The following is a 25,323-nucleotide window of genomic DNA, read 5'->3' as shown; positions in this document are numbered from 1 at the left end:
AGTTAATTCTTAAACGGATTTTTTATTTATTAATGACTTGTCTGCTTGGAAAAAACTTTTTTAAAACCGATTACGAGTAAAACTATGGTCAATCCGGCAACAAAGCCAAATGTAAATTCTTTAACTATAGAAGGTATATTTGGAAAAATATGGTGAAGGTATTCGATATTATGTGAAAAAATACCTCCAGAAACTAATATTAATGCAATTGTTCCAACGACGGCCAATACTTTAATAATTATTGGAAGTAATTTTACCAACAAGTGTCCCACCTTTGATAAAAAACCTTTGTCGTTTGAGTGTTTGATTAGTTTGTAACCAGCATCGTCCATTCTTACGATAAGAGCTACAATTCCATAAACGCCGACAGTTGCCAAAATTGCAACAACAGAAACAGTTAATATTTGTATTGTCAAACTTTGATCTAAAACCGTCCCAAGTGCGATAATTACAATCTCCACAGAAAGGATAAAATCCGTCGTTACCGCAGATTTTACTTTTGTTTTTTCTGCTTCTCGATCATCTTCGGTGTTTTCGCTTATTACTTCTGGAGCAGTATGGTTTCTGTGAAATAAATATTCTACAATTTTCTCCACGCCTTCAAATGCCAAATAAAAACCTCCTAAAATCAAGATAAATTTTATGGCGATTGGAAAGAAAGCGTTTAACAATAAGGCAATCGGGACAATTATTATTTTGTTCAAAAAAGAACCCTTGGTAATTGACCATAAAACTGGCAATTCTCTTGAAGACAAAAATCCTGTAGCTTTTTCAGCATTTACGGCTAAATCATCACCTAAAATTCCTGCTGTTTTACTTGTAGCGACTTTACTTGCGACAGCTACGTCGTCCATTAATGCTGCAATATCATCTAATATTGCAAAAAAACCTGATGCCATTATTTATTTTTTGAGGTGTAAAAATAGAAATTAAATTTGATTAAACCCTAAAGTTTATAAGTAACGCGAAGGAAAAGTATATCAAATATTTAATCAATTAAGGCTGGTTGAAATAAACAAATGCTTCATTTCCGTGTTCAGAAGCGGCCAAAATATCGAGCGTTCTACTGCTGATAGATTCCATCACTCTATCAATTATGCTGTTTTTGTGATTTAAAAAATTTTCAATTTCGCTTGGCTCTAGATTGACTACAGTGGTAATGTAAGTTTCTTCATTAACCTCCATGCTTGCATATTCTTTTTCTGAATCTGGATGACCTTCAAAAACCTCAACGCTAACAATTTTAAAGTTTTTGGCTTTTAAAATCTCATTTACAATGAAATCATATTTTTCTGTGCCCGCATTTACAATGGCAATATCCTCAATTTTTTTATCTGTTTTAATTTCTACAAGTGCTTTCATAGTATTGTTTTTTAGTATGTTTTTACTTAAAGTTACGTATTTATATTGAAAATCTCCAAATAGAAAACTTTAAATATTTTAATTTTTGGCATAAATAATTTTCTATAAAATCAATGCAATGAAAGAAGTAGATCAGCTAATCGAGCACGTACTTTGCCTTTATGCCATAAAAAAAGAGGGCTTCAAAACCCTCTTTTTATTATAATTCAAAATCTTTATTCTGCGTTCATTTCGGCTTCTAATGCTTCAAAAGAATCTACCATTTCCTCAACGATTGCAGGTTTTGAAGCCTTCAACGCATTAAACCTTTCCAATTGCTCAGATTCTCCTTCTTCACCGCTAAAATATGGAAAAACATCCATAATTGGCGATTCTGAAATTGAAGGAATTGTATAATCGCCCATTGTGTTTTTCATAACTTGAACAGTATTATCAAATGCTTCTCTCAAATCGTTGCCTTGAATCAACAAATAAATATTTGCTTTTCGCTCTTTACCGCTTTCCTCGTCAAATGATACTAATGAAACTTTTGATCTAAACCAACGGTCAGCATTTTCAAAAGGATGAATTTCAGCATAGTTAGCCACTTTTATGTTGGTGATTTTAAATTCTTCACTAACATAAGCTCCCATTTCTTCATTGATTCTTTTTTCAGCTTCCGTATAAGATAAAGCATCGACCAAATAAGGTTCTGTAACGATCTTTTGCTCTCCCGTTTCTTGTAATTTTCTATATTTTACTTTGCATTCATACCAAATTGCGCTCATAACTATTTTTTTAAGGATGCCAAAGATAGATTTGTAAAAAGAAAAAAAGACACAATTTTAAAAATAGATATTCACAAATTGAACGAAACATTCATAACATACTTTTAAGTAATTCGTTGCCGATTATTTAGATAACTGAATCGATTTCAAATTGTAAAAATTGCAGAAAATTATAAAATCGAATATATAAACAGATTTTTCTAAAAATTCAAATTTTTCTACCAATAATTCATTTTAACTAACAACTTTCCGCTCTTTGTTAATAATTTGGTAATACTTCACTATTACTCAAACAAATTAAAAAACTTACCTTGCGCCGATTTTAAAAATACCACAATGATTTCAAAAAATACTTTAAGAAAGGCTTTCTTTCTAATTATTTTATGCCTTTTACTTACCCAAAATTCTTATTCCCAATGTTTTGAAATTGAAAGCATTTTAGTTGACGCTTGCGATGGCGATACAAATACGGAAGGTTTAAACGAAATGGTTCGTTTTAAAGTTGGTCCAGTTGCAATAAATACAAGCAATATGTCTGTCGATTGGCCAAGTAACAATTGGGGCGGACTGATTCAAAATGCTGGAACTGCTTCAAAAGTTGCTTCGTTAAATGCCGCAATTGTCGCAGCTGGCGGATGCGGACAAGTTTTGCAACCAACAGGCGGTGTTCTTCCTGCGAATGCTACAGTGGTATTGGTCACAAGTTACAATTTTGACACAGCAGCGAATTCCTTTGGGGCGCTTACCAGCAACATCTATATTTTGTTCCAAAACTCAAATACTATTACGGGTCATTTTGGAAATTTTGGAACTTCTGCTACTCGAACCCTTAAAATAAATTTCGGAAGTTGCAGTGATACTGTAACTTACAATCGTTCGCTTTTAACGGATCAATCAGGACAGAATGTGGCCTCAGACGGCGCAACAGTTGTTTTTACGCCTGCTGGAGTTGCGACCTATATAAATAATGGTTGCGTTGCACCTGTCCAAACTTTTACTGTTGATGCCGGAACAGTAACCGGAAGTATTTGTGCCGGAAATTCAATAAATTTAAGCGGAACCGCAGTTGGTCAGCAGTCTGTAACATGGTCTGCTACAAGTGGCACCTTTTCAAGCCCAAATTCGCTTTCAACAACATTCACCCCATCATCTGCGAGCGCTGGAACAACAATTACAATCACGTTAACAGCCACAAACAGTTGTGGTTCTCAGATTTCTGACACGGTAAACATCACCGTAACAAATGCTATCACTCCGAATTTCAATATAACTCCTTTAAATATTTGCACAGGAAGCTCAGTTCCTACTTTAAGCACGACTTCGCCGAACGGAATTACAGGAACCTGGAGTCCTTCTGCAATCAGCAATACAGCTTCGGGAACTTATACGTTTACGCCAAATTCTGGTCAATGCGCGACTTCAGTTTCCTTGAATGTTACTGTTGGAAATTCTATTGTTCCTAATTTTGATGTAACTCCGCTAAATATCTGTTCAGGAAGTTCTGTTCCTACTTTAAGCACGACTTCGCCAAACGGAATCACAGGAATTTGGAGCCCTTCTGCAATCAGCAATACAAATTCGGGAACTTATACTTTTACGCCAAATGCGGGACAATGCGCGACTTCGGTTTCGTTGAACGTCACGATTGGAAATTCAACTGTTCCGAATTTTGATGTAACTCCTTTAAATATCTGCACAGGAAGTTCTGTTCCAACTTTAAGCACGACTTCGCCAAACGGAATTACAGGAATCTGGAGTCCGTCTGCAATCAGCAATACAAATTCGGGAACTTATACTTTTACGCCGAATGCGGGACAATGCGCGACTTCGGTTTCGTTGAATGTTGCTGTTGGAAATTCTATTGTTCCTAATTTTGATGTAACTCCGATAAATATCTGTTCAGGAAGTTCTGTTCCGACTTTAAGCACGACTTCCCCAAACGGAATTACAGGAATTTGGAGTCCTTCTTCAATCAGCAATACAAATTCTGGAACTTACACTTTTACGCCAAATGCGGGTCAGTGCGCGACTTCGGTTTCCTTGAATGTTACTGTTGGATCTATTTCAGCACTTATTTCTGAAGAATGTACAAATAAAGCATTGCTATTAAATGTTTCTCCGCTTTCAAATTCTTACAATCCAAATGACGTCGATTATATTTGGAAAAATGCAAACGGAACTGAAGTTGGAAACAGCGAGAATTTTAATGCTACAGAATATGTTTCTGGAATCTCAAATCCGACATTCCCAATGACTTTCACAGTTACAGTTCTTGGCGATTGCGAAACTACGGCTGAATATACCATCAACGGAATTTCATGCAATATTCCAAAAGGTATCTCTCCGAACGGCGATGGAAAAAATGATGAGTTTGATTTAACTGGTCTAAATGTTAACGAAATAACCATTTTCAATCGATATGGAACCAAAGTATTTAGCCATAAAAATTATACAAAAGAATGGCGAGGTCAAGCAGATAATGGAAACGAATTGCCAGATGGAACTTATTTTTATGTAATTCATCGAGACGGAATTGAGGCTACAACGGGCTGGGTTCAAATCAACAGACAGCGCAACTAGTAAATTTCGAAGAAAACCTTATCCGAATTTAATTTGATATGAGTGTTTTTGTTGTTAAAAAACTCGAACAAAAAGCAAAATGATTCCAATTATAATAGCGATGAACTTAATGATTTCGTAAACGTTTAAAATCCCCTAGAAATTTTAAAAAAGTTACCTTTCGCCGTTTTAAAAATACCACAATGAAATTAAAAAATACTGTAGCAAAGACTATCTTTCTATTTATTTTCTCTCTTTTTTTCAGTCAAAATTCGTTTTCACAATGTTTTGAAATTGAAAGTATTTTGGTCGATGCTTGCGAAGGCGCTCCAAATACCGAAGGATTAAATGAAATGGTTCGTTTTAAAGTTGGAGCAACTGCGATTAACACCAGCAATATGACGGTAAATTGGCCCAGTAATTCTTGGGGAGGTGTAATTCAAAACACCATTACTGCTTCAAAAGTTGCCGCGCTTAATACAGCTATTTTGGTCGCTGGCGGATGCGGACAAGTTTTAGAACCAACTGCAGGAGTATTGCCAGCAAATGCGACGGTAGTATTGGTTACCAGCTATAATTTCGATACAAATGCAAACTCTTTTGGAGCGTTGACTGACACGATTTATATACTTTTTCAAAACAAAAATGTAACAGCTGGCCATTTTGGAAATTTTGGAACTTCTGCAACCCGAACACTTAAAATAAATTTTGGAACCTGCAGTGACACCGTAACTTATAATCGCTCTCTTTTAATTGATCAATCCGGACAAAATGCTGCCGGAGATGGTGCAACAGTTCTTTTCACACCATCGGGCGCCGCTACTTACATAAACAACGGATGTGTTGCTCCGATATCGATTTTTACGGTGAATGCTAATCCTGCTTCTGTAACAACTTGTGCCGGAAATCCAGTTTCTTTAACAGGAACGGCTCAAGGTCAGCAATCTGTAATTTGGTCAGCTTCAAGTGGCACTTTTTCAAATCCAAACGCTCTTTCGACAACCTTCACGCCGGCAATTGCAAGTGCGGGAACTACAGTAATTGTTACATTAACTGCGACAAACAGTTGTGGTGCTCAGATTTTTGATACGGTAAATGTAATTGTAAGTGACGGGGTTACGCCTAATTTTGATGTAACTCCCATAAATATCTGCACAGGAAGTTCTGTCCCGACTTTAAGCGCGACTTCGCCAAACGGAATTACGGGAACCTGGAGTCCTTCGGCAATCAGCAACACAGCTTCGGGAATTTATACTTTTACGCCGAATTCTGGCCAATGCGCGACTTCGGTTTCTTTAAGCGTGACGGTTGGAAATTCAACTATTCCTAATTTTGAGGTAACTCCGCTAAATATCTGTTCAGGAAGTTCTGTTCCGACATTGAACACGACTTCTCCAAACGGAATCACAGGAATTTGGAGTCCGTCTGCAATCAGCAATACAAATTCGGGAACTTATACTTTTACGCCAAATGCGGGACAATGCGCGACTTCGGTTTCCTTGAATGTTACTGTTGGAAATTCAACTGTTCCGAATTTCAACGTGACTCCGATAAATATCTGCGCAGGAAGTTCTGTTCCCACTTTAAGCACAACTTCGCCAAACGGAATTACAGGAACCTGGAGTCCTTCTTCAATCAGCAATACAAATTCGGGAACTTACACTTTTACGCCAAATTCTGGTCAGTGCGCGACTTCGGTTTCCTTGAATGTTAACGTTGGAACCTTAACAATTACTCCAATTTCTGGTGCTGATGAAGTTTGTCAAAATAATAGTATCCAACTTACAAATTCTACTTCTAGCGGTACTTGGTCAAGTTCAAATAATGTAATTGCAACAGTTGACAATAATGGTAATGTGACGGGAATTGCACCTGGAACAATTACAATAAAATATACCGTTTCTAATGGCAGTTGCACCGTTTATGACGAAAAAGTGATTACAGTGAACCCGCTTCCAAATCCGAGATTATCGAATAAGACGATCTGTGTTGATCAAAATGGTGCCACAATTTCAAATGCAATTCTTAATTCACAAATTCCAGATAATGGCAACTTTAGCTTCGTTTGGACTTTAAATAATAACGTACTTCCGAATTCAACTAACCAGCACGAAGCGACGGAAATTGGGCTTTATAAAGTCGTGGTTACAAATCTTGCAACCGGATGCACTGCTTCGGCAATATCTTTAGTTTCCGCTAATTCTAACGCTACAGCCACTGCTTCGATCGAACAAGATTTTGGAGATATTCAAACAATTACGGTTAATGTGACTGGAGGTTCTGGAAATTTTGAGTACCAGCTTGACAATGGTCCAATTCAAACAAATAATCAATTTACAGGTCCATTTTTGGGAGAATATCAAATTAGAGTCAAAGATCTTAACGGATGTACTGAAATTTTCTTGGACGTTTTTGCATTGAATTACCCAAAATATTTCACTCCAAATGGTGACAGTTATCACGATTATTGGAACATAAAATCACTTGCTGATCAGCCAGATGCCCAGATTTATATTTTTGACAGATATGGAAAACTTTTAAAAAATCTTAGCCCAGTTTCTAAAGGTTGGGACGGAACTTATAACGGAAGGCAATTGCCTTCAACGGATTATTGGTTTAAAGTAATTTACCGAGGAAGAAACGGAAATCAAAAAGAATTCAAGGCACATTTTTCAATGAAAAGATAGTTTTTTTTCCAATTTATAATTTTTAACAACAGCATAATGAAGCTTATCATCATGCTGTTTTTTTGTTTATTTCATACCCTTATGTCATGAAAATTAAAATCGTTTCCTTTGTAATAATTTTGTTTTTGTTCACTTCTTGTGCTACAAATTTCCCTAGTTCTTTTGACAAAAAATCTCTTGTTGAAAACGCGGTAAATTCAGAAAAACGATTTGTAAAATTGAAGAAAACCACCAATTTCAGAGATGTTGGAGGTATTTCTACCATTGAAGGAAAAACTATCAAATGGGGAAAAATTTATAGATCTGATAATTTATCAAAATTAAAGGAGAAAGAATTTACCAAGTTTAAAAGCTTAAAAATCGAAACAGTTATTGATCTTCGAACGGAAGCAGAAACTTCAGAAAAAGAGGATAATCTTCCGACGGAGACTGCTTATATTTCGATTCCCATCGTGAGTGATCAGGGCGATTTAATGGGGCAAATGAAAGAGAAAGTGCTTCGAGGTGAAGTTTCTGAAGAAGAATCTAAAGAACTTATGAGAGAATTTTATTCAAAAGCAATTACTGAAAATATTCCGTTATTGAGAGCGTCAATTCAGAAGATTATTGGATCAGAAAACGCAATTTTATACCATTGTTCTGCAGGAAAAGACCGCACAGGAATTGTAACGGCCTTACTTCTTTCACTCGCAAATGTTGACAGAGCAACAATTGTTAACGAGTATCTTTTGTCAAATTACTACCGGAAATCTAAAATAAAAAGTACCATTCGAAAAGCAAAATTTTTAAAAATCATCCGCCCAAAAATCAACACAAATGTCATCTTAAACTTTATGTCTGTCGATGAAATTTACATCAATACTATGTTTGAAATAATTGACAATAAATATGGCGGAATGGATTCTTTTATTACTAACGAATTGAAAATCGACGATAAAATGCGCAAAAATTTTATTGAAAAGATTACGTTTTAAAAATTATTCGGCATTGATTTCTTTCATTATTTCTGCCAAGATCTCATATGATTTTACTCTGTCATCATGTCCGTGCATATTTGAAACTGCTATAATCTCGTCAACTCCGGTTTGTTCTAAAAAGCGTTCCAGTTGTTTTTTGACGGCTTCTTTTCGGCCAACGAAGCAATAGCGCAACATATCGCGAACAGCAGGATTGTGTTGCAACATCAGGAAATCGTCAGTCATTTCAGATGGCGGCTGCAAAAATTCTCTTTTTCCGGTCAAAACGCCTAAAAACATTCGGATCAATGATGTGAAATTTCGTTCGGCTTCTTCATCTGTATCTGCTGCAATTATATTTACACCTGCGATTGTGTAAGGTTTATCAAGAAATTCTGATGGCTGAAATTCTCTTCGATAAATTTCTAAAGCGTCGAACAATTGTGAGGTCGCAAAGTGACTTGCAAAAGCGTAAGGCAAACCTAATTTCGCTGCCAAATGTGCGCTGTCAGTGCTTGAACCTAAAATATACAACGGTACATTTACACCTTCTGCAACGTTTGCTCGAACTTGCGAATAAGCATTATCCTCTGAAAAATAATTCTGAATAGCTTCAATTTCTCCTTGAAAATTATGAACAGCGTTCATTCTGTCAGATCGAATGGCGTGTGCAGTAACTTGGTCAGTTCCGGGTGCACGACCTAAACCCAAATCAATTCGATCAGGATATAATGTGCCCAAAGTTCCAAACTGTTCGGCAACTATCAACGGCGAATGATTTGGTAACATAATACCTCCCGAACCCACTTTTATCTTTTTTGTTCCTTCGGCAACATTACCAATTAGCAGTGCTGTGGCTGAACTTGCAATACTTATCATATTGTGATGTTCTGCGAACCAAAATCTGGTGTATCCCAATTCTTCGGCTTTTTGGGCCAAATCAGCGCTGTTTTTAAACGTTTGTGCTACAGTTGATCCGCTTGAAACAAAAGCGAGCTCTAATATCGAATATTCTATATTTTTATTATTTTTCATAAGTATGGTGATGAAAATTTCATCGTAATTATAAATTGGAAAAGGCTTTTACTTTTTCAATTTGCTGTTAAAAAGTTGTCTGAATTTAGCAAGCTTTGGGTCAATCACCGCTTGGCAATATGTGGCTTCGCTATTGCTTTTATAATAATCTTGGTGGTAATCTTCTGCTTTATAAAAATGAACAAATGGTTTCAATTGTGTTACAACTGGTTCTTGAAAAACAGCTTTTGCTTCAGCGATAATTTTTGTTGCACTTTCTTTTTCTGTATCATTTCTATAAAGAATTATACTTCGATATTGCGTTCCAACATCAGCTCCTTGCCTATTTAAAGTCGTGGGATTGTGCGTGCTTAAATGTATGCGTAGCAAATCTTCATACGAAATTTCTTCCGGATTATAAGTGACTTGAATTACTTCAGCGTGGCCGGTTAATCCACTGCAAATTTCGCGATAAGTTGGGTTGTCAATTTGACCATCAGTATAACCGCTTTCGACTTTTTGAACTCCCTTTAATTCACTAAAAACTGCTTCAGTACACCAAAAACAACCGCCTCCAAAAATGGCTTTCTTTTCATTATTCTTAACTTTTTTTAGTGACAAGGCATTCATGCAATAACGAAGCCCGCTTGGTTTTGGTCCGTCGGGGAAAACGTGGCCCAAATGTGCGTCACAAGTATTGCAAAGCGCCTCAATTCGAACCATGCCAAAACTACTATCTTTGTGATAAGCGACGGCATTTTCTTTCGAAGGTTGTGTAAAAGAAGGCCATCCTGTGCCACTTTCAAATTTTTCATCGCCTTCAAAAAGTAACGTACCACAACAACTGCATGCATATTTTCCTGATTCAAAGAGCGAGCACATTTCTGAACTGTGTGCGCGTTCAGTACCTTTTTCTCTTGTGACCCAAAAAACTTCTGGGCTCAACAGTGATTTCCATTCTGCTTCTGATTTTTCCACTTTTTGGTCAGGCGTTGGATTTCCTGTGCTGGCAAACTTAATAATGTCTATCCACTTTAACATTTCAATTTTCCTTTCTATTTTAATTATTTTGAAACTTACTTCAATTAGTATAAAAAGTATGCCAAAGGCGTAATTCAGTTATTTTGTCAGCGCTAAAAAATTTGCATGACATAATTCTTATATTTGGAACGACTAAAACTTAAATTTGGAAACCGAAAAAAAAGCTCTCATTGAAATAATTTCTGTGTTTGAAATAAAAGCCTGCTTGCTACAAATTTCAATCTTGATTTAAATTCCAATTCTCCTTTTGACAAATTTTTGAACATTAAAAATAATTTAAAAAAAGGAAAACTCAATGATGATTGGATGTATTGGTTTCACGGTTCTCACTGCAATTTTGAAAATACAAAAACGAAGCAATACCTACACGTTAGCATAATTTCAGGAAAAAACTATGGAGCAATTGACTATTTTTATCTCTATAATTTTTTGTTACTACTCACCTTTTCGATAATTATAAAAACATAATAACTAGTGAAAATGTTTTTTTTGAACTATTAGATACTTTGAAAACGGAAGGAAATTTAGTAGAAAAGGGCGATTCTCCATTTTCAATCTGGATATTAAATCAAAACTTAAAAATTTAAAAAATTCCCATGTTTTCTGGTTTTAATACAAATCCCAATCGCAACATGCTTTTGTGTTCTTGATAATCGATTAAACTTTCGGTATAACCCACAAACCATTGCAGCGTCAAATAATAATTTTCAGTTTTATAAGGTTTCCAATTGACTTGCGTTTGAAATGAGCCATAATTAATAAGTCCGCTTCCTTTTCTAAAAAGAATATCCGCACTCCAACGACCGGGTTTCAATTGATAAGTTGCACTTGCTTCACCATAACCCACATATTTTGTCAGCTCAGGATTGTCTTCTTTATCAACCATCGGAATCCAACCTCTCAACCCAACAGTCCAGCGTGGCGAAACTTGTGACTTTAATGAAAATGCAAGCATATTCCAAGTTCGGGAATAGATGGAATCTCGTCCGTTTGATTCGTGTTCAACAGAAATAGAGCCATAAGTCAGCCTTCCTCCTTTTAAATAAAACGGTCGAACCATTGCAAAACCAGGATTAAAATTGATTTCTGCAAAAGGTTTTGAGCTTGCATAAATATCCCAAAATGCTTTTTGAGTGTACATCAAATAAGGAAAAAAACCTCCTAATATTGGTTTTGAAGTTAACCTCTGTTTAAAACTCACTTGATATTTTACATCGGCTGAATTTCTATTTATGTCGGAATTTAATGGAACTCCTGTCAAAAAATAATTATCTCGATGTGCAGAAAAACTAGATTCTTTAAGTAACGAATCTGCGGCGCGGAAATCTTTATCATGTTCTAAAAGTTGAGAATTTGCATTCAAAGAAAATAGAACACAAAAAAAAAGGATATGTTTTAAGTACATTTTATTGGTTTAAATTGGGGAAATTTATTCTTAGATTACTACTAATATACGCTATTTTAATGATTTTAAAGATTAATAATACAAAAGCAATTCCAACATTTAAGAATGTCTTATTGGCTCGAAGAAGTGCCAGAAGGAAATTATTAAAAATCATCAATGCATTTAAAAACCAGCTTTTTACATATTAAAAAAACTAATTCATTTCCCTTTTCAACCCTTTTAAATCTTTCAAGAAAATCTTTTTCCCTTTTAATTCAATCAAGCCATTTTTATTAAATTCTGACAATAATCTTATGCAACTTTCTGTAGCCGTGCCAATCATACTGCCGATTTCTTCTCTTGATAATTGCGTTTTTAAACTTCCATCATCATTTGTTCCAAAGGTATCTTTTAAATACAGCAATGTTTCTGCAAGTCGTTCTTTTACCGTTTTTTGAGCCATATTCACCATGTGATCATCAGCTTCTTTTAAGTCGCCACAGATGCTTTTCATCACGTTCATCGAGAAATTATTGTTTTGGTTAAATAATCCCATAATTTCACTTTTTGGAATAAAACACACTTCCATATCTTCCAAAGCTACTGCCGTCAGATTCACCGGTTCGTCGCTTATCATCGAGCGTTGACCCAGCAATTCTCCTTTTGAAACCAGTTTTACGATTTGGTCCTTGCCATTTGCGCTTAATTTCGAAAGCTTGCAAACGCCGTCTTTTACGCAGAAAATTCCGTTGACATTTTCACCTTCCTCAAAAATGGGCTCGCCTTTTTTTATCGTATATGAAGATTTACAATTGGCGATTTTAAGAAGTTCTTCTTTATTCAATGCTTTTAAAGAGCTGAATTCCCGAACGATACATTGTTCACACTTGCTCATAATGGAGGATATTTATTGGGCAAAGTTATATAAAAAGTATGACAAATATCATATTTTAAAATTCTTCCAATCACAACCTTTGTATCAGGTAAAATGAGCAAATTATGGATACACAAAACTGTTTCCATTGTGGATTGAATATTATAAAAAAAGAAGAAATTATCTTTGACAGCAAGCCTTTCTGCTGTAACGGATGCAAAACCGTGTACGAGATTTTCAGCGAAAACGGACTCACTTCTTATTATGATTTCGAGAAAATGCCTGGCGCAACGCCACAGGCTGTCAATGGAAAATATGACTTTTTAAACAATGAGAAAATCGTTGCAAAATTATTGGATTTTGAAGAAGAAAACACAACTATTATTTCACTTCACATTCCTCATATTCACTGCAGTTCGTGCATTTGGATTCTGGAAAATCTACACAAGCTTAAAAAGGAAATAAGCATTTCTCAGGTTAATTTTCCGGAGAAAAAAGTGCGCATTATTTTTAATTCCCAAGTAATTTCTTTGAAGGAAATCGTCCTGATGTTATGCTCCATTGGTTACGAACCTTACATTTCTTTAGACAATTATGAAAATGTAAAAGCCAAAATCGACCGAAGCTTGACGTATAAAATTGGGGTTGCCTTTTTCTGCTTCGGAAATATTATGCTATTGTCTTTCCCCGAATATTTTGAAGTGGAAGAATTTTGGCTTGACCAGTACAAGGACTTTTTTCGCTGGCTGATTTTCGCACTTTCGCTTCCTTCCTTTTTATATTCTGCCAGCGGTTATTACGTTTCGGCGTACAAAAGCATCCGTGCAAAAATGTTCAATATCGATATACCAATTGCGTTGGGAATCATCGTGATGTTTGTTAGAAGTGCCGTCGATATTATTTTTGGCTATGGCCAAGGTTTCTTCGACAGCCTGACAGCGCTGGTTTTCTTTATGCTTTTGGGCAAAATATTTCAGCAGAAAACATACAATTTTCTGTCTTTCGAAAGAGATTTTAAATCCTATTTCCCGATTGCGGTAACACAAATAAATGTTGAGAAGGAAGAAATTTCGATTCCGGTTTATGATGTAAAAAAAGGCGATCGATTGTTGATCAGAAACCAAGAATTGATTCCAGTTGACGGAATTTTAATCAGCGAAAATTGCCAAATCGATTACAGTTTTGTAACTGGAGAAGCCATTCCGATTCATAAAAAGTCTGGCGATAAAATTTTTGCCGGAGGAAAACAATTAGGAAAAGTCATTGAAATGGAAGTCCTGAATTCGGTTTCCAAAAGTTATCTCACGCAATTATGGAGCAACGCGGTTTTTCAGAAAAAAGTAGATCAAAAACACAAAACAATCACTGATGCAATCAGTCGATATTTCACGCCAGCGCTTCTTTTAATTGCTTTCGCATCCTTTGGATATTGGATTTTTATTGACACCACAATTGCCTTTAATTCGTTCACGGCGGTTTTGATTGTTGCTTGTCCTTGCGCATTGGCATTGACAGCACCATTTACGATGGGAAATATTTTGCGGATTATGGGAAATCAAAAATTATATCTCAAAAATGCAGTGGTTATTGAACAATTGGAAAAAGTAAATACAATCGTTTTTGATAAAACCGGAACCATTACCACCAATAAAAAATCAGATATTGCTTTTAAAGGAAATGGTTTTTCGACCGAAGAATTGTGTGCTTTGAAAAATATTCTTAGAGGTTCAAATCATCCGTTAAGTCGAAGATTATATGAGTTTTTACCAAATTTAGAAAATATAAAAGTCGAAAGTTTTGAGGAAATTACCGGAAAAGGAATTCAAGGAAGTTGCAATAATTTATACTTGAAAATTGGTTCTTCTTCTTTTGTAAATGCTTCTGAAAAAGATTCGCATAACTTGACTTCGGTTCATATTTCTATCAACGGAAATTACGCTGGAAAATACATTTTTGACAACCAATATCGTGACGGCCTTGAAAAATTATTTAAGAGCCTGAGTTCTAATTATCAGCTAAAAATTCTTTCGGGAGACAATGAAGGCGAACGCGAATTCCTGGAAAAATTGCTTCCGAAAAACACCGAATTAATTTTCAATCAAAAACCCGAAGGAAAATTAGAATTCATTAAAAACCTGCAAGAAAAAGGTCAAAACGTGATGATGGTTGGAGACGGTTTAAACGATGCCGGCGCTTTGGCACAAAGCAATGTGGGGATTTCTGTCTCAGAAAACGTGAATGTTTTTTCTCCCGCCTGCGACGGAATTTTAGACGCAAGTCAATTTACAAAAATTCATTCTTTTATGAAACTTTCCGAAAAAGCAATTTCGACTGTCAAGATGAGTTTTACGCTCTCGCTTTTGTACAACATCGTGGGTTTGAGTTTTGCAGTAAGCGGAAAGTTATCGCCGTTGGTTGCTGCGATTATTATGCCTTTGAGTACTGTAACCATCATCAGTTTTGTGACGTTGGCAAGCAATTATTTTGCTAAAAAAATACTTCCGAAAAAGCACGAAGTATGATAAATATCATATTATTTCAGTTTGCACCAAAGTAACTTTGTTAACATAAAATTAAGGGTATGAGCGTCATTTACATATTAATAACCATCAGTATCATCGTGGCAATTTGTTTTTTTTTCGCCTTTGTCAAAGCGGTAAAAAGCGGACAATATGACGATGATTACACACCTTCGGTCAGGATGCTTTTTGACGATGAATTAATCAGCGTCAAAGCCGAAGAAGAGCAAGAACCAGAAACTCAAAAACAATAATCCAATCTCTTATTAGTATCCAATTTTTTAATTATGGAAAAACAGCAATTTTATTATGATAACAAGATTGTAAAGAATTTTCTTTACGCATCCATCTTTTGGGGAGCCATCGGAATGCTCGTTGGGCTGGTGGTTGCTTCAATGTATCTATTCCCAACTTTAACCGACGGAATTTCTTGGTTAAGTTATGGCCGTTTGCGCCCATTACACACAAACGCAGTCATTTTTGCCTTTGTCGGAAACGCCATTTTTGCAGGTATTTATTATTCATTACAACGACTTTTAAAAGCCAGAATGTTCAGTGACTTGTTAAGCAAAATCAACTTTTGGGCTTGGCAATTTATCATTGTTGCCGCTGCGGTTTCATTACCATTGGGTTTCACTTCTTCAAAAGAATATGCCGAACTTGAATGGCCAATTGATATTGCAATTGCAGTGGTTTGGGTTGTTTTTGGTATCAATATGATTGGAACCATTTTGCGTAGAAGAGAGCGTCATTTATACGTGGCCATTTGGTTTTATCTCGCCACATTTATTACCGTTGCCATTCTTCACATTTTCAATAGTTTGGCTTTGCCAGTAAATGCTTTTAAAAGCTATTCTGTTTATGCCGGCGTTCAAGATGCGCTGGTTCAATGGTGGTATGGCCACAATGCGGTTGCTTTTTTCCTGACCACGCCGTTTTTAGGCTTGATGTATTATTTTGTACCAAAAGCAGCGAACCGTCCGGTGTATTCTTATCGCCTTTCGATTATTCACTTTTGGTCGTTGATTTTTATTTACATCTGGGCAGGCCCACACCATTTATTATATTCTTCTTTGCCAGAATGGGCACAAAATTTAGGGGTTGTATTTTCAATTATGCTGATTGCGCCATCTTGGGGAGGTATGATTAACGGGCTTCTAACCTTGCGCGGTGTGTGGGACAAAGTGAGAACAGAACCCGTTTTAAAGTTCTTTGTCGTAGCCATCACAGGTTACGGAATGGCGACTTTTGAAGGGCCAATGCTTTCGTTAAAAAACGTAAATGCAATTGCGCACTTTACAGACTGGATTGTGGCGCACGTGCACGTTGGCGCGTTGGCTTGGAACGGATTTTTGACTTTCGGGATGATTTATTGGCTGATTCCTCGAATGACAAAAACGACTTTATATTCTACAAAGTTGGCTAATTTCCACTTCTGGATTGGAACCTTGGGAATCATATTATATACCGTTCCAATGTATGTGGCCGGGTTTTTACAGGCATCAATGTGGAAACAATTTAATCCGGATGGAACTTTAGTTTACGGAAACTTTTTAGAAACCGTAACTTCCATTATGCCAATGTATTGGATGCGAGCGATTGGCGGAACTTTATACCTAATCGGGTTGATTGTCTTGGTTTACAACATTTTCAAAACAGTGAAACAAGGAAAAGCGGTGGAAGATGAATTAGCGGAAGCTCCGGCTTTGCAAAAAATTACAAACAAAAGAGTTAAAGGGGAAAAATTTCATCCTTGGTTGGAAAGAAGACCAATTCAGCTCACGATTTTGGCGACTGTCGCAGTGCTTATCGGAGGCGTGGTTCAAATTATTCCAACGCTTGTCGTAAAGTCAAACATTCCAACTTTGGCAGTTGTAAAACCTTACACTCCGCTTGAACTTGAAGGTCGCGATTTATATATTAGAGAAGGTTGCGTGGGTTGTCATACCCAAATGATTCGCCCTTTCCGTTCTGAAGTGGAACGTTATGGAGAATATTCAAAATCAGGAGAATATGTTTATGACCACCCATTTTTATGGGGTTCCAAAAGAACTGGTCCCGATTTGATGAGAGTTGGTGAAAAATATTCTGATAACTGGCATTTCAATCATATGTGGGACCCAAGAAGTACTTCGGCAGGCTCAATTATGCCGGCTTACAAATGGCTTTTTAATAACAAACCGATGGATTATTCTGAAATTGAAACGAAGATGGAAGTGATGGCAAAATTGGGCGTTCCTTATTCAAAAGAGGAAATTGCAAATGCGAAGGAATCTATTAGAAACCAAGCGCTTTCCATCGAAAAAAATCTTTATACCGACCCTGATTTCAAGAAAAGTTATGAAGACAGCAAAAAATCTGCGGTTGCAAAAGGCGAAACATTTGTGCCGATGTATCAACGCGAAATCATTCCGATGATTGCTTATTTGCAACGATTGGGAGCAGATATCAAGGTCAAAGATTCACAAACTAAAAAATAATTGCGATGCTAAAATTTATCAAACAAAATATGGATACCATCTCAGGAATTGAAATTTATCCAATTATATCATTGCTGATTTTCTTCTTGTTTTTTGTGGCACTTTACACTTGGACATACACGTACAAAAAAGAAAAAATTACCGAAATGAGCCACCTTCCTTTTGAAGATGAAAACGAAATTGACAACTTAAAAAAGTAAGATTATGAACAAAATATTTCCTGTTTACCTGCGAGTTCCCGTGATATTCTTCAGTGTTTTCATAGCAATGGAATATTTCATCGACTCTGGCGACCGACCTGCTTTTTTGAAATATCCAATGATTTCTGTTTTTCTTGCCGTGTTTCTATTCCTGCTGATTGCCATTGAAATTGTGGTCAGCGCCGTGGATAATGTGACCTATCATCTACTTACGGACGAACAACGAAAACAATTGGAAGAAGCAAAAAGCATTCCGATAACTGAAAATGAAACGTTCTTGAAAATCAAGAAATGGTTTGTAAAATCAAGGCCAATTGAGGAAGAAGGACAGCTTTTATTGGAACACGATTATGACGGAATCAAGGAATTAGACAACGATTTACCGCCTTGGTGGACGAAACTTTTTTACGCCTGCATTATTTTCGGATTCATTTATTTGGCAAAATACCACCTTTTTGGTGATGCCAATCAAGTGCAAGAATTTGAAACTGAAATGGCTGAAGCCAAATTGGCTGTCGAAGAATATAAAAAAACGGCCAAAGATTTAATTGACTTTGAAACCGTGACTTTATTAACTGAAGCTGGAGATATTTCTTCTGGAAAAAAAGTTTTTGAAACTAATTGTATCGCTTGCCACAGACCTGATGCCGGTGGCGCAATTGGTCCAAATTTAACGGATGACCACTGGATTTTGGGCGGAGGAATTAAAAACGTTTTCCATACAATTACCGAAGGCGGACGCGACGGCAAAGGAATGGTTGCCTGGAAAGGAACTTTAAAACCTTCAGAAATTCAGCAAGTTGCGAGTTATGTTTTATCACTTCAAGGCACAAATCCAAAGGATGCAAAACCTGCTGAAGGTGAAGTGTGGATTGATGAATCTGCAACAAAAACAGAAACTCTAAAAACGGAAGAAGCAAAAGTTGTGGCTCAAAATTAAGCCGTGACGCAAAATAAAAAGTATGTCAAAATTGCCAGATGAATCCTTTCGTGACGCGATTGGAACTGTGGATGAAAAAGGAAAACGCCTCTGGGTTTTTCCAAAAATTCCGAAAGGAAAATTTTATAAAAACAGAAAATTAGTCAGTTATTTTTTATTGCTGTTTTTGTTTGGCGCGCCATTTTTTAAAATCAATGGCAACCAGTTCTTGCTTTTTAATGTGACGGAACGAAAGTTCAACATTTTCGGATTCCCTTTTTGGCCTCAAGATTTTTATCTGTTTGTAATTTCTATGTTGGTTGGAGTTGTGTTTGTGGCACTTTTTACGGTCGCTTTCGGAAGGATTTTTTGCGGATGGGTTTGTCCCCAGACGATTTTTATGGAAATGGTTTTCAGAAGAATTGAATTTTGGATTGAAGGCGACCGAGGTGCACAAATTCGTTTGGCAAAACAAAAATGGGATGCCGAAAAAATACGGAAACGCCTTATAAAATGGATTGTTTTCTTTATAGTTTCCTTTTTGATTGCGAATGTTTTTCTAGCTTATTTGATTGGAAGTGATGAATTAGTTCAACTTATCGAGCAACCGCTGCACCAAAACTGGAGCACGTTCATTGCGTTGCTGATTTTTACCGGAGTTTTTTACTTCATATACGCGTGGTTTCGCGAGCAAGTGTGCATCATCGCGTGTCCGTATGGTCGATTGCAAGGCGTTCTGCTTGACAACAAATCGATTATCGTGGCGTATGACCACGTTCGGGGTGAGAAGGAAATTGGCAGAGCCAAATTTGACAAAAAAGAAAATCGCACGCTGACCGGAAAAGGCGATTGCATTGATTGCAAACAGTGCGTGAGCGTTTGCCCAACGGGAATCGACATCAGAAACGGAACGCAACTGGAATGTATCAATTGCACAGCTTGCATCGATGAATGTGATGCAATTATGGAAAAAGTAAATCTTCCTAAAGGCTTGATTCGATATGCTTCTGAAGATGAAATTACCGAAAAGGCGAAGTTTGAATTTTCTCCGAGAATGAAAGGTTACACGGCGGTTTTGTTCATTTTAACCGGAATTTTTATTGGTTTGTTATTTTTGAGAAATGATGTGCAAGCGACTATTTTCAGGCTTCCGGGTCAGCTTTTTGAACATAAGGGCGAAAATATCAGCAACGTTTTTACTTATAAAATTATGAACAAAACGAATGAAGATTTTAGCGATATCCACTTCAAATTATTGAACCCAAAGGGCGAAATTAAAACGGTGGGAAAAGAGAGTTTTACAATTACAAAAGGCGGAATGTCGCAAGGAACTTTATTTGTGGAGATTAATTCGTTGCTTTTAGACGGCGATAAAACTGAAATTGAAATTGGTGTCTATAACGGAGAAAAATTAATTGAAACCGAACGAACGAACTTTTTAGGTCCAAGGAGTTTTAATTGAGTGGGATTTCCTAATAAGGTTTTTGTTGAAAAAATACCTAACAGGTTTTTGAAACCTTTTAGGATAGCGACAAAGATTGGCGGACTGAAAGTTAAAAAATGCCAAGAGTTTGAGTTCTAGCCCCGATACTGGAATTGTTTGAGCTCTTAAACCTGCCGGCGAAGCAGGTTTAAAGCGAGTTTCTGGAGCGGGAAAATGATTTAAAAATAAGCCTGAAGTTTGGCTTCTAAATAAAAACAGGATGAAAAAGATGAATTGGGGAACGGGAATCGTGATTGCTTTTGGGACGTTTATGGCGTTTATTTTGTTCTTTGTTTTCTTGGTGCAAAGCGACCAAAAATATGATAATGAGCTGGTTATTGAAAATTATTATAAGTATGAAACGGGATTGCAAAAGCAGTTGGACAAGGAAAATTTGGCCGAAAAATTAAATAAAAAAGTAGCGATTTGGACTGATTTTGAAGGAATTAAGATTTCGTTTCCGGCAGAATTTGACTATAAAAATATTACGGGAAAAGTGTCCCTTTACAGACCGTCTGACCAGAAATTAGACTTTGAGATTCCGATTTCACTGTCTTCTCAAGATTTGCTCATACCTAAAAGTCAGTTGGCGGGCGGTCGCTGGGACATTATTGTGGAATGGAATTTTAACAATGTTGGCTATTTGAACAAGGAAAAGCTGACGGTTGATACGGAATAATATGTTATTTTCAGCGCTTTTTTTCGGTCTGATTTCAAGCTTGCACTGCGTGGGAATGTGTGGCCCGATTGCGATGATGTTGCCTGTGGACAGAAGAAATGAGGCGAAAAAAGTGCTTCAGATTTTGCTGTATCATTTGGGAAGAATCACGGCTTATGCGAGTCTGGGACTGGTTTTTGGGATTTTAGGGAAAAGTTTTTACTTGGCCGGATTGCAACAGCAGTTGTCGATTTTTGTGGGAGTTTTTATGATTTTAATCGTAATTATTCCAGAAAATATTTTTATGAAATATAATTTTTCGAAGCCGGTTTTTAGATTAATTTCCAAGGTAAAATCGGCGTTGGGAAGTCAATTTAAGAAGAAAACAAACTCGGCTTTATTCACGATTGGATTGCTGAATGGCTTCTTGCCGTGCGGGTTGGTTTATGTGGCTTTATTTGGTGCCTTGGCGATGCAAGGGATTTCTTTAGGGGTATTGTATATGGTTTTGTATGGCTTCGGCACCATTCCCATGATGAGTTTGGCGGTATATTTCGGCGGATTTTTAAGCTTGAGTTTCAGGAATAAGCTTCAGAAAATTATTCCGTTTGTCGGTGTTTTGATTGGTACTTTATTTATTTTGAGAGGATTAGGATTGAGCAATTTTATTTCTCCTGGAAGCGTGAGTTTGTTCGTGAAATCGATGCCAGACTGCATTTGAAATTTCTGATTTTAGATTTCTGATTTTAGATTTGTGAGTTTGGGCGGTTATTTGAACACAGATTTTCATTGAATTTCTTTTTTATTGTTCTCGCAAAGACGCCAAGTCACAAAGGTTTTAAACTTTATGACTTGGCGTTTTTATTTTTTTCTGCCCTGAACCCAAAACCCTAAAACCCTGAACCTATTTAAACTGTCATCGAAAACAACTGCGTTTTCGGCGCTTTTCTTTTTAATCTCAAGTCGAAAGCCATACAGATATTTCTGAGAAAAGGTTTCCCGGATTGAGTTACTTTTAAGGTGTTTTTTTGAATTTTTATCAGGCCATCGTTCTCCATTTCCTGCAATTGCTCCAGAATTTCTGGGATGTATTTTTCAGAATTGTTCCAAGCGGTTTCAAATTGGCACATTAAATTCAAGATGTGTTTTCTGATTTTTAAGTCTTCTGAGCTTAAAATATGTCCCTTGAAAACCGGAATTTTTTCCCATTCTAATAATTGGTAATAATCGTCTAAATCTTTTACGTTTTGGGCAAAACCATACCAAGTATCGCTGATGGAAGAAACGCCAAGGCCAATCATCATCTGCGTTTTTGAATGACTGTAACCCATGAAATTTCTGTGGAGTTTTTCCTCTTTTAAAGCTTTAAAAAGCGAATCGGTTTCAATGGCAAAATGGTCCATCCCAATTTCGTGATAGCCGTTTGAGCTCAAAAGCGCCTTCCCTACTTCGTATAATTTTCGCTTTTCATCATCTTTCGGAATGTCTTCTTCTTTATAGCCACGCTGTCCATTTCCCTTTATCCACGGCGTGTGCGCATAACTGTAAAACGCCAGTCGGTCGGGTTTTAAGGATTTTGTTTTTTCAATGGTGTCGACAATATTTTCGATAGTTTGAAACGGCAAGCCAAAAATTAAATCGTGCCCAACAGAAGTATAGCCAATTTCTTTTGCCCAATATGTCACTTTCGCCACATTCTGAAAAGGCTGGATTCTGTGAATCGCTTTTTGCACGGTTTCTGAATAATCTTGAACGCCAAAACTCACTCTTCGAAAACCCAAATCATATAATTTCTGTAGATGTTCTTTAGTCGTATTATTTGGATGGCCTTCAAAACTGAACTCAAAATTATCGGCTTTTTTTCCGGTTTTTAGAATTCCGTTGATTAAATCTTCTAGATGATTAACTGAGAAAAACGTGGGAGTTCCGCCACCAAGATGAATTTCTTTGATAATTGGTTTTTCGTCCATTTCATTGCAATACAAATTCCATTCTTTTAAAATTGCCTGCAAATAAGGCTGTTCGACACTGTGATTTTTTGTAATTCTTTTGGAACAACCACAAAACGTGCAAAGACTTTCGCAGAAAGGCAAGTGAATGTAAATTGAAATTCCTTCGGAAGCATTGCTTTCTCGAAACGATTTCTTAAAACTTTCAATCCACAAATCGTAATGAAAATCCTCATTTTCCCAGTAAGGAACCGTTGGATAACTCGTGTATCGCGGTCCCGGAACGTTATATTTTTGAATCAATGACTTTGACATAATCGTAAATTTTTATTTCAAAAGTAATAGCAATCAGCAACTTATAATATGACATTTGTCATACCAAACAAATTAATTCAGAATCATTTCAGACGGAATTTCGATTTCTGAAACCTGTACTTTATATTTTTCCAACTCACTGAAAATGATTCCTTTAGACGATTTAAAAAATTCGGTAGAAGCAAATAATTCCTCGTAATACTTAATTCCGTCCAAAAGATTTTTCTTGAAAAGATTCCATTTTTTCAGAATTTTTTTTGAAATTTCTTCTGTCGTAAGAATTTCTTCTTTCAAGTAATTGACATACAATTGCAATTCTTTTATAAACAAATTCGGACGGTAATTTTTGTTCAAAATCGATTCATAACCATAAATATGTCGAAGCATTTGGTAAAGTGAAACTTCCTTGTCAAAATAAGCTAAATTTGGTCCGGGACAAATCACAACACCTTGCTTCTCGCCTTTTATTTCAAAATGATTTTCAAGATAAGCAGTGTTTGCCAAACCTACGCAAAGACACGATTTCTCTGTAATTTTCTGCTTCTCAAAATTGTATTTTTCTGTGGAAAGACTGTCTTTTATTATTTCCAAATCATTCAATTTAATTTGCTGAAATTTTCTGGAAGCGGTGCAAATTCCTTCTTCACCAAATTCTCGGCTCAAGGCCAAAAGTTTTTTTGGGCAAGAACTTCCTGCTTTTAAAGTGGCAATTCTGTGTTCGCGGATTTCTTCATTCGTAGTTCCTTTCAACGTGTTAAACGGAACTCCCAATGGTGAAATGCCACTTCGGTAGAAATCATTTTCTTTAGCGTTTATTAATAGATTTCTGGTTTCTAAATCTGTGGAAGTCGCTTCTGGAACTAACAAAAATGGCGAACCCCATCCGATGGAATCTGCATCATAATTTTCGATTAAAAAATTGTGTTCTTCAGAAGTTCCAACGCCACCTTGAACGGTAATTTTCAATGGCAACGATTTTTCAGGAATGCAATATTCTTTCTGATTTAAGGCGGAAATCATCAATTTATGTGCAGATTCAATCAATTCTTGCTTCTTTTCTTTAAATTCCTGCATGATTGGTCCGAGCAAAAGTCCGTCGGTGGCAAAGGCGTGACCTCCACAATTTAATCCCGATTCAATTCTGTATTCTGAAACCCAAATTCCTTTTTTTGCCAGATAATTTCCTTGAATCATAGCCGAGCGAAAATCGCTTACTTTTAAGATGATTTTCTTTTTTAGATTTCCGTTTTCATCGGGAAAAAAGTCTTTAAATTCTGAAATATAATTGTAAAGCGACGGATTCATTCCGGCAGAAAGTACCAAGGAAGACGACAAATTACTTTCTGCAAAACCTCGCAAAGAAGCGTGCGCATCGTTGAAAATTGCGGGAAGTGCTTCCTTTTTATGGAAATTGGCTTTATCAACTTTCGTCATAATATTAACGTCGATTGAACCTGGATGCAATTGCTTTAAAATAAAATTTTTCAAAGAATCGATTGACTCTGAATGATTCGAAATAAATTCTGAAAAGCTTTTTTTAATATCCGATTTTTGGGGAAGCATTTGTAAAAACTGAACCAAAGATTGCTTGTTTTCAGCGAGTTCACTGCAAAATGAAGTGAACTTTTCTTCCACGATTTTACTGACCAAATTTAAATATGATCTGGTTCTTTCGGCACGAAAATCAAAATGTTTTGTGGTAATTTCTTTATACGGAAAATTAAATTTCTCGCTGTAAAAAGCGTTCATTTTCTCCATTAATTCGTCGTCAACAATTGAAATTACAGAGTCGATTCCAAATTGTGCCACGCGAATTGGGCTGTCAATGGTAAAGGCCAATCCCATCACGGGAATGTGGAAATTGTGGATATTTTTCATGGTAATTTTATATCCCGCAAATATTGAAAACATCGCAAAGTTAAAAACTGATAAATATCATAAATCGATAAAAATTTTGGAACTATTTTATTAAATTAGAGCGATCTAATGCAATAGTATTTTGCAAATGCATCAAAAAATGGAAGCAAATTGGTTTATTGTGGGAATAGTAATTCTGGTCGCACTATTAATTGTGATTTTTACAATCAGAAAAAATTGGCGTGAGAAGAAAAAATTAGAAAAGTTCTTAGACGAAAAAGATTCAGAGAAAAAATAGA

The 25,323-nt window shown here is 36.2% G+C and carries 21 protein-coding genes and 2 pseudogenes; 13 read left to right on the top strand and 10 right to left on the bottom strand.

All coding sequences use genetic code 11. The annotated features are described in order from the left end of the window. Positions 1-29 precede the first annotated feature (29 nt). From ACFPVY_RS00700 to ACFPVY_RS00690, 3 genes are all read right to left on the bottom strand, one after another. Positions 30-899, bottom strand: a complete 870-nt coding sequence (locus tag ACFPVY_RS00700; RefSeq protein ID WP_379789753.1) for a DUF808 domain-containing protein — start codon at positions 897-899, stop codon at positions 30-32. A 97-nt stretch (positions 900-996) separates the two neighbouring features. Continuing rightward, on the bottom strand, positions 997-1,362 hold the full coding sequence (locus ACFPVY_RS00695) for a hypothetical protein (protein WP_379789752.1): 366 nt from the start codon (positions 1,360-1,362) through the stop codon (positions 997-999). 215 nt (positions 1,363-1,577) lie between these two features. Next, positions 1,578-2,129 (bottom strand): DUF4494 domain-containing protein, encoded by a 552-nt coding sequence (locus ACFPVY_RS00690; protein WP_379789751.1) that lies wholly within the window; start codon positions 2,127-2,129, stop codon positions 1,578-1,580. Positions 2,130-2,465: 336 nt separating this feature from the next. On the opposite strand from ACFPVY_RS00690, the gene ACFPVY_RS00685 reads away from it, so the two are divergent. From ACFPVY_RS00685 to ACFPVY_RS00675, 3 genes are all read left to right on the top strand, one after another. Then, positions 2,466-4,709, top strand: coding sequence for a T9SS type B sorting domain-containing protein (locus tag ACFPVY_RS00685; RefSeq protein WP_379789749.1), 2,244 nt, complete (start codon positions 2,466-2,468; stop codon positions 4,707-4,709). A gap of 182 nt (positions 4,710-4,891) precedes the next feature. Next, positions 4,892-7,375, top strand: coding sequence for a T9SS type B sorting domain-containing protein (locus ACFPVY_RS00680; RefSeq protein WP_379789748.1), 2,484 nt, complete (start codon positions 4,892-4,894; stop codon positions 7,373-7,375). 86 nt (positions 7,376-7,461) lie between these two features. After that, the gene (locus ACFPVY_RS00675; RefSeq protein WP_379789747.1) at positions 7,462-8,349 is read left to right on the top strand and encodes a tyrosine-protein phosphatase; all 888 of its coding nucleotides are present in this window, start codon (positions 7,462-7,464) and stop codon (positions 8,347-8,349) included. A gap of 3 nt (positions 8,350-8,352) precedes the next feature. On the opposite strand, the gene ACFPVY_RS00670 is transcribed toward ACFPVY_RS00675, so the two are convergent. The 3 genes and pseudogenes from ACFPVY_RS00670 to msrB form a co-directional block, all read right to left on the bottom strand. Then, entirely contained in the window at positions 8,353-9,366 is a 1,014-nt protein-coding gene (locus tag ACFPVY_RS00670; protein ID WP_379789746.1) for an LLM class flavin-dependent oxidoreductase, read from the bottom strand. Positions 9,367-9,414: 48 nt separating this feature from the next. Then, positions 9,415-9,924: pseudogene (gene msrA, locus ACFPVY_RS00665) on the bottom strand (peptide-methionine (S)-S-oxide reductase MsrA); the annotation flags it as partial. Positions 9,925-9,936: 12 nt separating this feature from the next. Beyond that, positions 9,937-10,386 (bottom strand): annotated as a pseudogene (gene msrB / locus ACFPVY_RS00660) (peptide-methionine (R)-S-oxide reductase MsrB); the annotation flags it as partial. 201 nt (positions 10,387-10,587) lie between these two features. Between msrB and ACFPVY_RS00655 the strand changes: the two are divergent. Beyond that, on the top strand, positions 10,588-10,854 hold the full coding sequence (locus tag ACFPVY_RS00655; protein WP_379790254.1) for a DUF6896 domain-containing protein: 267 nt from the start codon (positions 10,588-10,590) through the stop codon (positions 10,852-10,854). Positions 10,855-10,969: 115 nt separating this feature from the next. Here the strand turns inward: ACFPVY_RS00655 and ACFPVY_RS00650 are convergent, their stop codons facing one another. Together ACFPVY_RS00650 and ACFPVY_RS00645 are read right to left on the bottom strand one after the other, a co-directional pair. Then, positions 10,970-11,791: a phospholipase A gene (locus ACFPVY_RS00650; RefSeq protein WP_379789745.1), complete on the bottom strand. Its 822-nt coding sequence runs from the start codon at positions 11,789-11,791 to the stop codon at positions 10,970-10,972. A gap of 193 nt (positions 11,792-11,984) precedes the next feature. Then, entirely contained in the window at positions 11,985-12,665 is a 681-nt protein-coding gene (locus ACFPVY_RS00645; RefSeq protein WP_379789744.1) for a Crp/Fnr family transcriptional regulator, read from the bottom strand. 104 nt (positions 12,666-12,769) lie between these two features. Between ACFPVY_RS00645 and ACFPVY_RS00640 the strand changes: the two genes are divergently transcribed. The 8 genes from ACFPVY_RS00640 to ACFPVY_RS00605 all read left to right on the top strand — a co-directional run bounded on the left by ACFPVY_RS00640 (position 12,770) and on the right by ACFPVY_RS00605 (position 21,624). Next, positions 12,770-15,166 carry a heavy metal translocating P-type ATPase metal-binding domain-containing protein gene (locus tag ACFPVY_RS00640; RefSeq protein WP_379789743.1) on the top strand — a complete coding sequence of 799 codons (2,397 nt, stop codon included), beginning with the start codon at positions 12,770-12,772 and terminating at the stop codon, positions 15,164-15,166. A gap of 59 nt (positions 15,167-15,225) precedes the next feature. Further along, on the top strand, positions 15,226-15,417 hold the full coding sequence (ccoS, locus tag ACFPVY_RS00635) for a cbb3-type cytochrome oxidase assembly protein CcoS (protein ID WP_379789742.1): 192 nt from the start codon (positions 15,226-15,228) through the stop codon (positions 15,415-15,417). Positions 15,418-15,450: 33 nt separating this feature from the next. Further along, positions 15,451-17,643: a cytochrome-c oxidase, cbb3-type subunit I gene (gene ccoN, locus ACFPVY_RS00630; RefSeq protein WP_379789741.1), complete on the top strand. Its 2,193-nt coding sequence runs from the start codon at positions 15,451-15,453 to the stop codon at positions 17,641-17,643. Positions 17,644-17,648: 5 nt separating this feature from the next. Then, positions 17,649-17,843 (top strand): CcoQ/FixQ family Cbb3-type cytochrome c oxidase assembly chaperone, encoded by a 195-nt coding sequence (locus tag ACFPVY_RS00625; RefSeq protein WP_379789740.1) that lies wholly within the window; start codon positions 17,649-17,651, stop codon positions 17,841-17,843. Between the two features lie 4 nt (positions 17,844-17,847). Further along, the gene (locus ACFPVY_RS00620) at positions 17,848-18,783 is read left to right on the top strand and encodes a cbb3-type cytochrome c oxidase N-terminal domain-containing protein (RefSeq protein ID WP_379789739.1); all 936 of its coding nucleotides are present in this window, start codon (positions 17,848-17,850) and stop codon (positions 18,781-18,783) included. 22 nt (positions 18,784-18,805) lie between these two features. Then, the gene (gene ccoG / locus ACFPVY_RS00615) at positions 18,806-20,224 is read left to right on the top strand and encodes a cytochrome c oxidase accessory protein CcoG (RefSeq protein ID WP_379789738.1); all 1,419 of its coding nucleotides are present in this window, start codon (positions 18,806-18,808) and stop codon (positions 20,222-20,224) included. A 241-nt stretch (positions 20,225-20,465) separates the two neighbouring features. Further along, positions 20,466-20,924: a FixH family protein gene (locus ACFPVY_RS00610; RefSeq protein ID WP_379789737.1), complete on the top strand. Its 459-nt coding sequence runs from the start codon at positions 20,466-20,468 to the stop codon at positions 20,922-20,924. A gap of 1 nt (position 20,925) precedes the next feature. Further along, on the top strand, positions 20,926-21,624 hold the full coding sequence (locus ACFPVY_RS00605; RefSeq protein ID WP_379789736.1) for a sulfite exporter TauE/SafE family protein: 699 nt from the start codon (positions 20,926-20,928) through the stop codon (positions 21,622-21,624). Positions 21,625-21,811: 187 nt separating this feature from the next. On the opposite strand, the gene hemN is transcribed toward ACFPVY_RS00605, so the two are convergent. Together hemN and ACFPVY_RS00595 are read right to left on the bottom strand one after the other, a co-directional pair. Beyond that, a complete protein-coding gene (gene hemN, locus ACFPVY_RS00600) occupies positions 21,812-23,167 on the bottom strand; it encodes an oxygen-independent coproporphyrinogen III oxidase (protein ID WP_379789735.1) in 1,356 nt (451 codons plus the stop codon). Positions 23,168-23,239: 72 nt separating this feature from the next. Beyond that, the gene (locus ACFPVY_RS00595) at positions 23,240-25,051 is read right to left on the bottom strand and encodes a hypothetical protein (RefSeq protein WP_379790253.1); all 1,812 of its coding nucleotides are present in this window, start codon (positions 25,049-25,051) and stop codon (positions 23,240-23,242) included. Positions 25,052-25,184: 133 nt separating this feature from the next. On the opposite strand from ACFPVY_RS00595, the gene ACFPVY_RS00590 reads away from it, so the two are divergent. After that, positions 25,185-25,322: a FeoB-associated Cys-rich membrane protein gene (locus tag ACFPVY_RS00590; protein WP_379789734.1), complete on the top strand. Its 138-nt coding sequence runs from the start codon at positions 25,185-25,187 to the stop codon at positions 25,320-25,322. Position 25,323: the final 1 nt, after the last annotated feature.

The sequence above is a fragment of the Flavobacterium qiangtangense genome, assembly GCF_042658345.1.
Classification (GTDB): Bacteria; Bacteroidota; Bacteroidia; order Flavobacteriales; family Flavobacteriaceae; genus Flavobacterium; species Flavobacterium qiangtangense.
The sequence above is the reverse complement of the archived record's forward strand: the minus strand, read 5'-3'. Positions and strand labels throughout refer to the sequence as shown.

What these genes read in the sequence shown, in the direction of transcription:
- ACFPVY_RS00625 (WP_379789740.1), top strand. Translation starts at nt 17,649, where the DNA reads ATGCTAAAATTTATCAAACAAAATATGGATACCATCTCAGGAATTGAA.
- ccoG (WP_379789738.1), top strand. Translation starts at nt 18,806, where the DNA reads ATGTCAAAATTGCCAGATGAATCCTTTCGTGACGCGATTGGAACTGTG.
- ACFPVY_RS00605 (WP_379789736.1), top strand. Translation starts at nt 20,926, where the DNA reads ATGTTATTTTCAGCGCTTTTTTTCGGTCTGATTTCAAGCTTGCACTGC.
- ACFPVY_RS00675 (WP_379789747.1), top strand. Translation starts at nt 7,462, where the DNA reads ATGAAAATTAAAATCGTTTCCTTTGTAATAATTTTGTTTTTGTTCACT.
- ACFPVY_RS00610 (WP_379789737.1), top strand. Translation starts at nt 20,466, where the DNA reads ATGAAAAAGATGAATTGGGGAACGGGAATCGTGATTGCTTTTGGGACG.
- ACFPVY_RS00680 (WP_379789748.1), top strand. Translation starts at nt 4,892, where the DNA reads ATGAAATTAAAAAATACTGTAGCAAAGACTATCTTTCTATTTATTTTC.
- ACFPVY_RS00690 (WP_379789751.1), bottom strand. Translation starts at nt 2,129, where the DNA reads ATGAGCGCAATTTGGTATGAATGCAAAGTAAAATATAGAAAATTACAA.
- ACFPVY_RS00650 (WP_379789745.1), bottom strand. Translation starts at nt 11,791, where the DNA reads ATGTACTTAAAACATATCCTTTTTTTTTGTGTTCTATTTTCTTTGAAT.
- ACFPVY_RS00590 (WP_379789734.1), top strand. Translation starts at nt 25,185, where the DNA reads ATGGAAGCAAATTGGTTTATTGTGGGAATAGTAATTCTGGTCGCACTA.
- ACFPVY_RS00685 (WP_379789749.1), top strand. Translation starts at nt 2,466, where the DNA reads ATGATTTCAAAAAATACTTTAAGAAAGGCTTTCTTTCTAATTATTTTA.
- ccoS (WP_379789742.1), top strand. Translation starts at nt 15,226, where the DNA reads ATGAGCGTCATTTACATATTAATAACCATCAGTATCATCGTGGCAATT.
- ACFPVY_RS00695 (WP_379789752.1), bottom strand. Translation starts at nt 1,362, where the DNA reads ATGAAAGCACTTGTAGAAATTAAAACAGATAAAAAAATTGAGGATATT.
- ACFPVY_RS00645 (WP_379789744.1), bottom strand. Translation starts at nt 12,665, where the DNA reads ATGAGCAAGTGTGAACAATGTATCGTTCGGGAATTCAGCTCTTTAAAA.
- ACFPVY_RS00700 (WP_379789753.1), bottom strand. Translation starts at nt 899, where the DNA reads ATGGCATCAGGTTTTTTTGCAATATTAGATGATATTGCAGCATTAATG.
- ccoN (WP_379789741.1), top strand. Translation starts at nt 15,451, where the DNA reads ATGGAAAAACAGCAATTTTATTATGATAACAAGATTGTAAAGAATTTT.
- ACFPVY_RS00620 (WP_379789739.1), top strand. Translation starts at nt 17,848, where the DNA reads ATGAACAAAATATTTCCTGTTTACCTGCGAGTTCCCGTGATATTCTTC.
- ACFPVY_RS00670 (WP_379789746.1), bottom strand. Translation starts at nt 9,366, where the DNA reads ATGAAAAATAATAAAAATATAGAATATTCGATATTAGAGCTCGCTTTT.
- hemN (WP_379789735.1), bottom strand. Translation starts at nt 23,167, where the DNA reads ATGTCAAAGTCATTGATTCAAAAATATAACGTTCCGGGACCGCGATAC.
- ACFPVY_RS00640 (WP_379789743.1), top strand. Translation starts at nt 12,770, where the DNA reads ATGGATACACAAAACTGTTTCCATTGTGGATTGAATATTATAAAAAAA.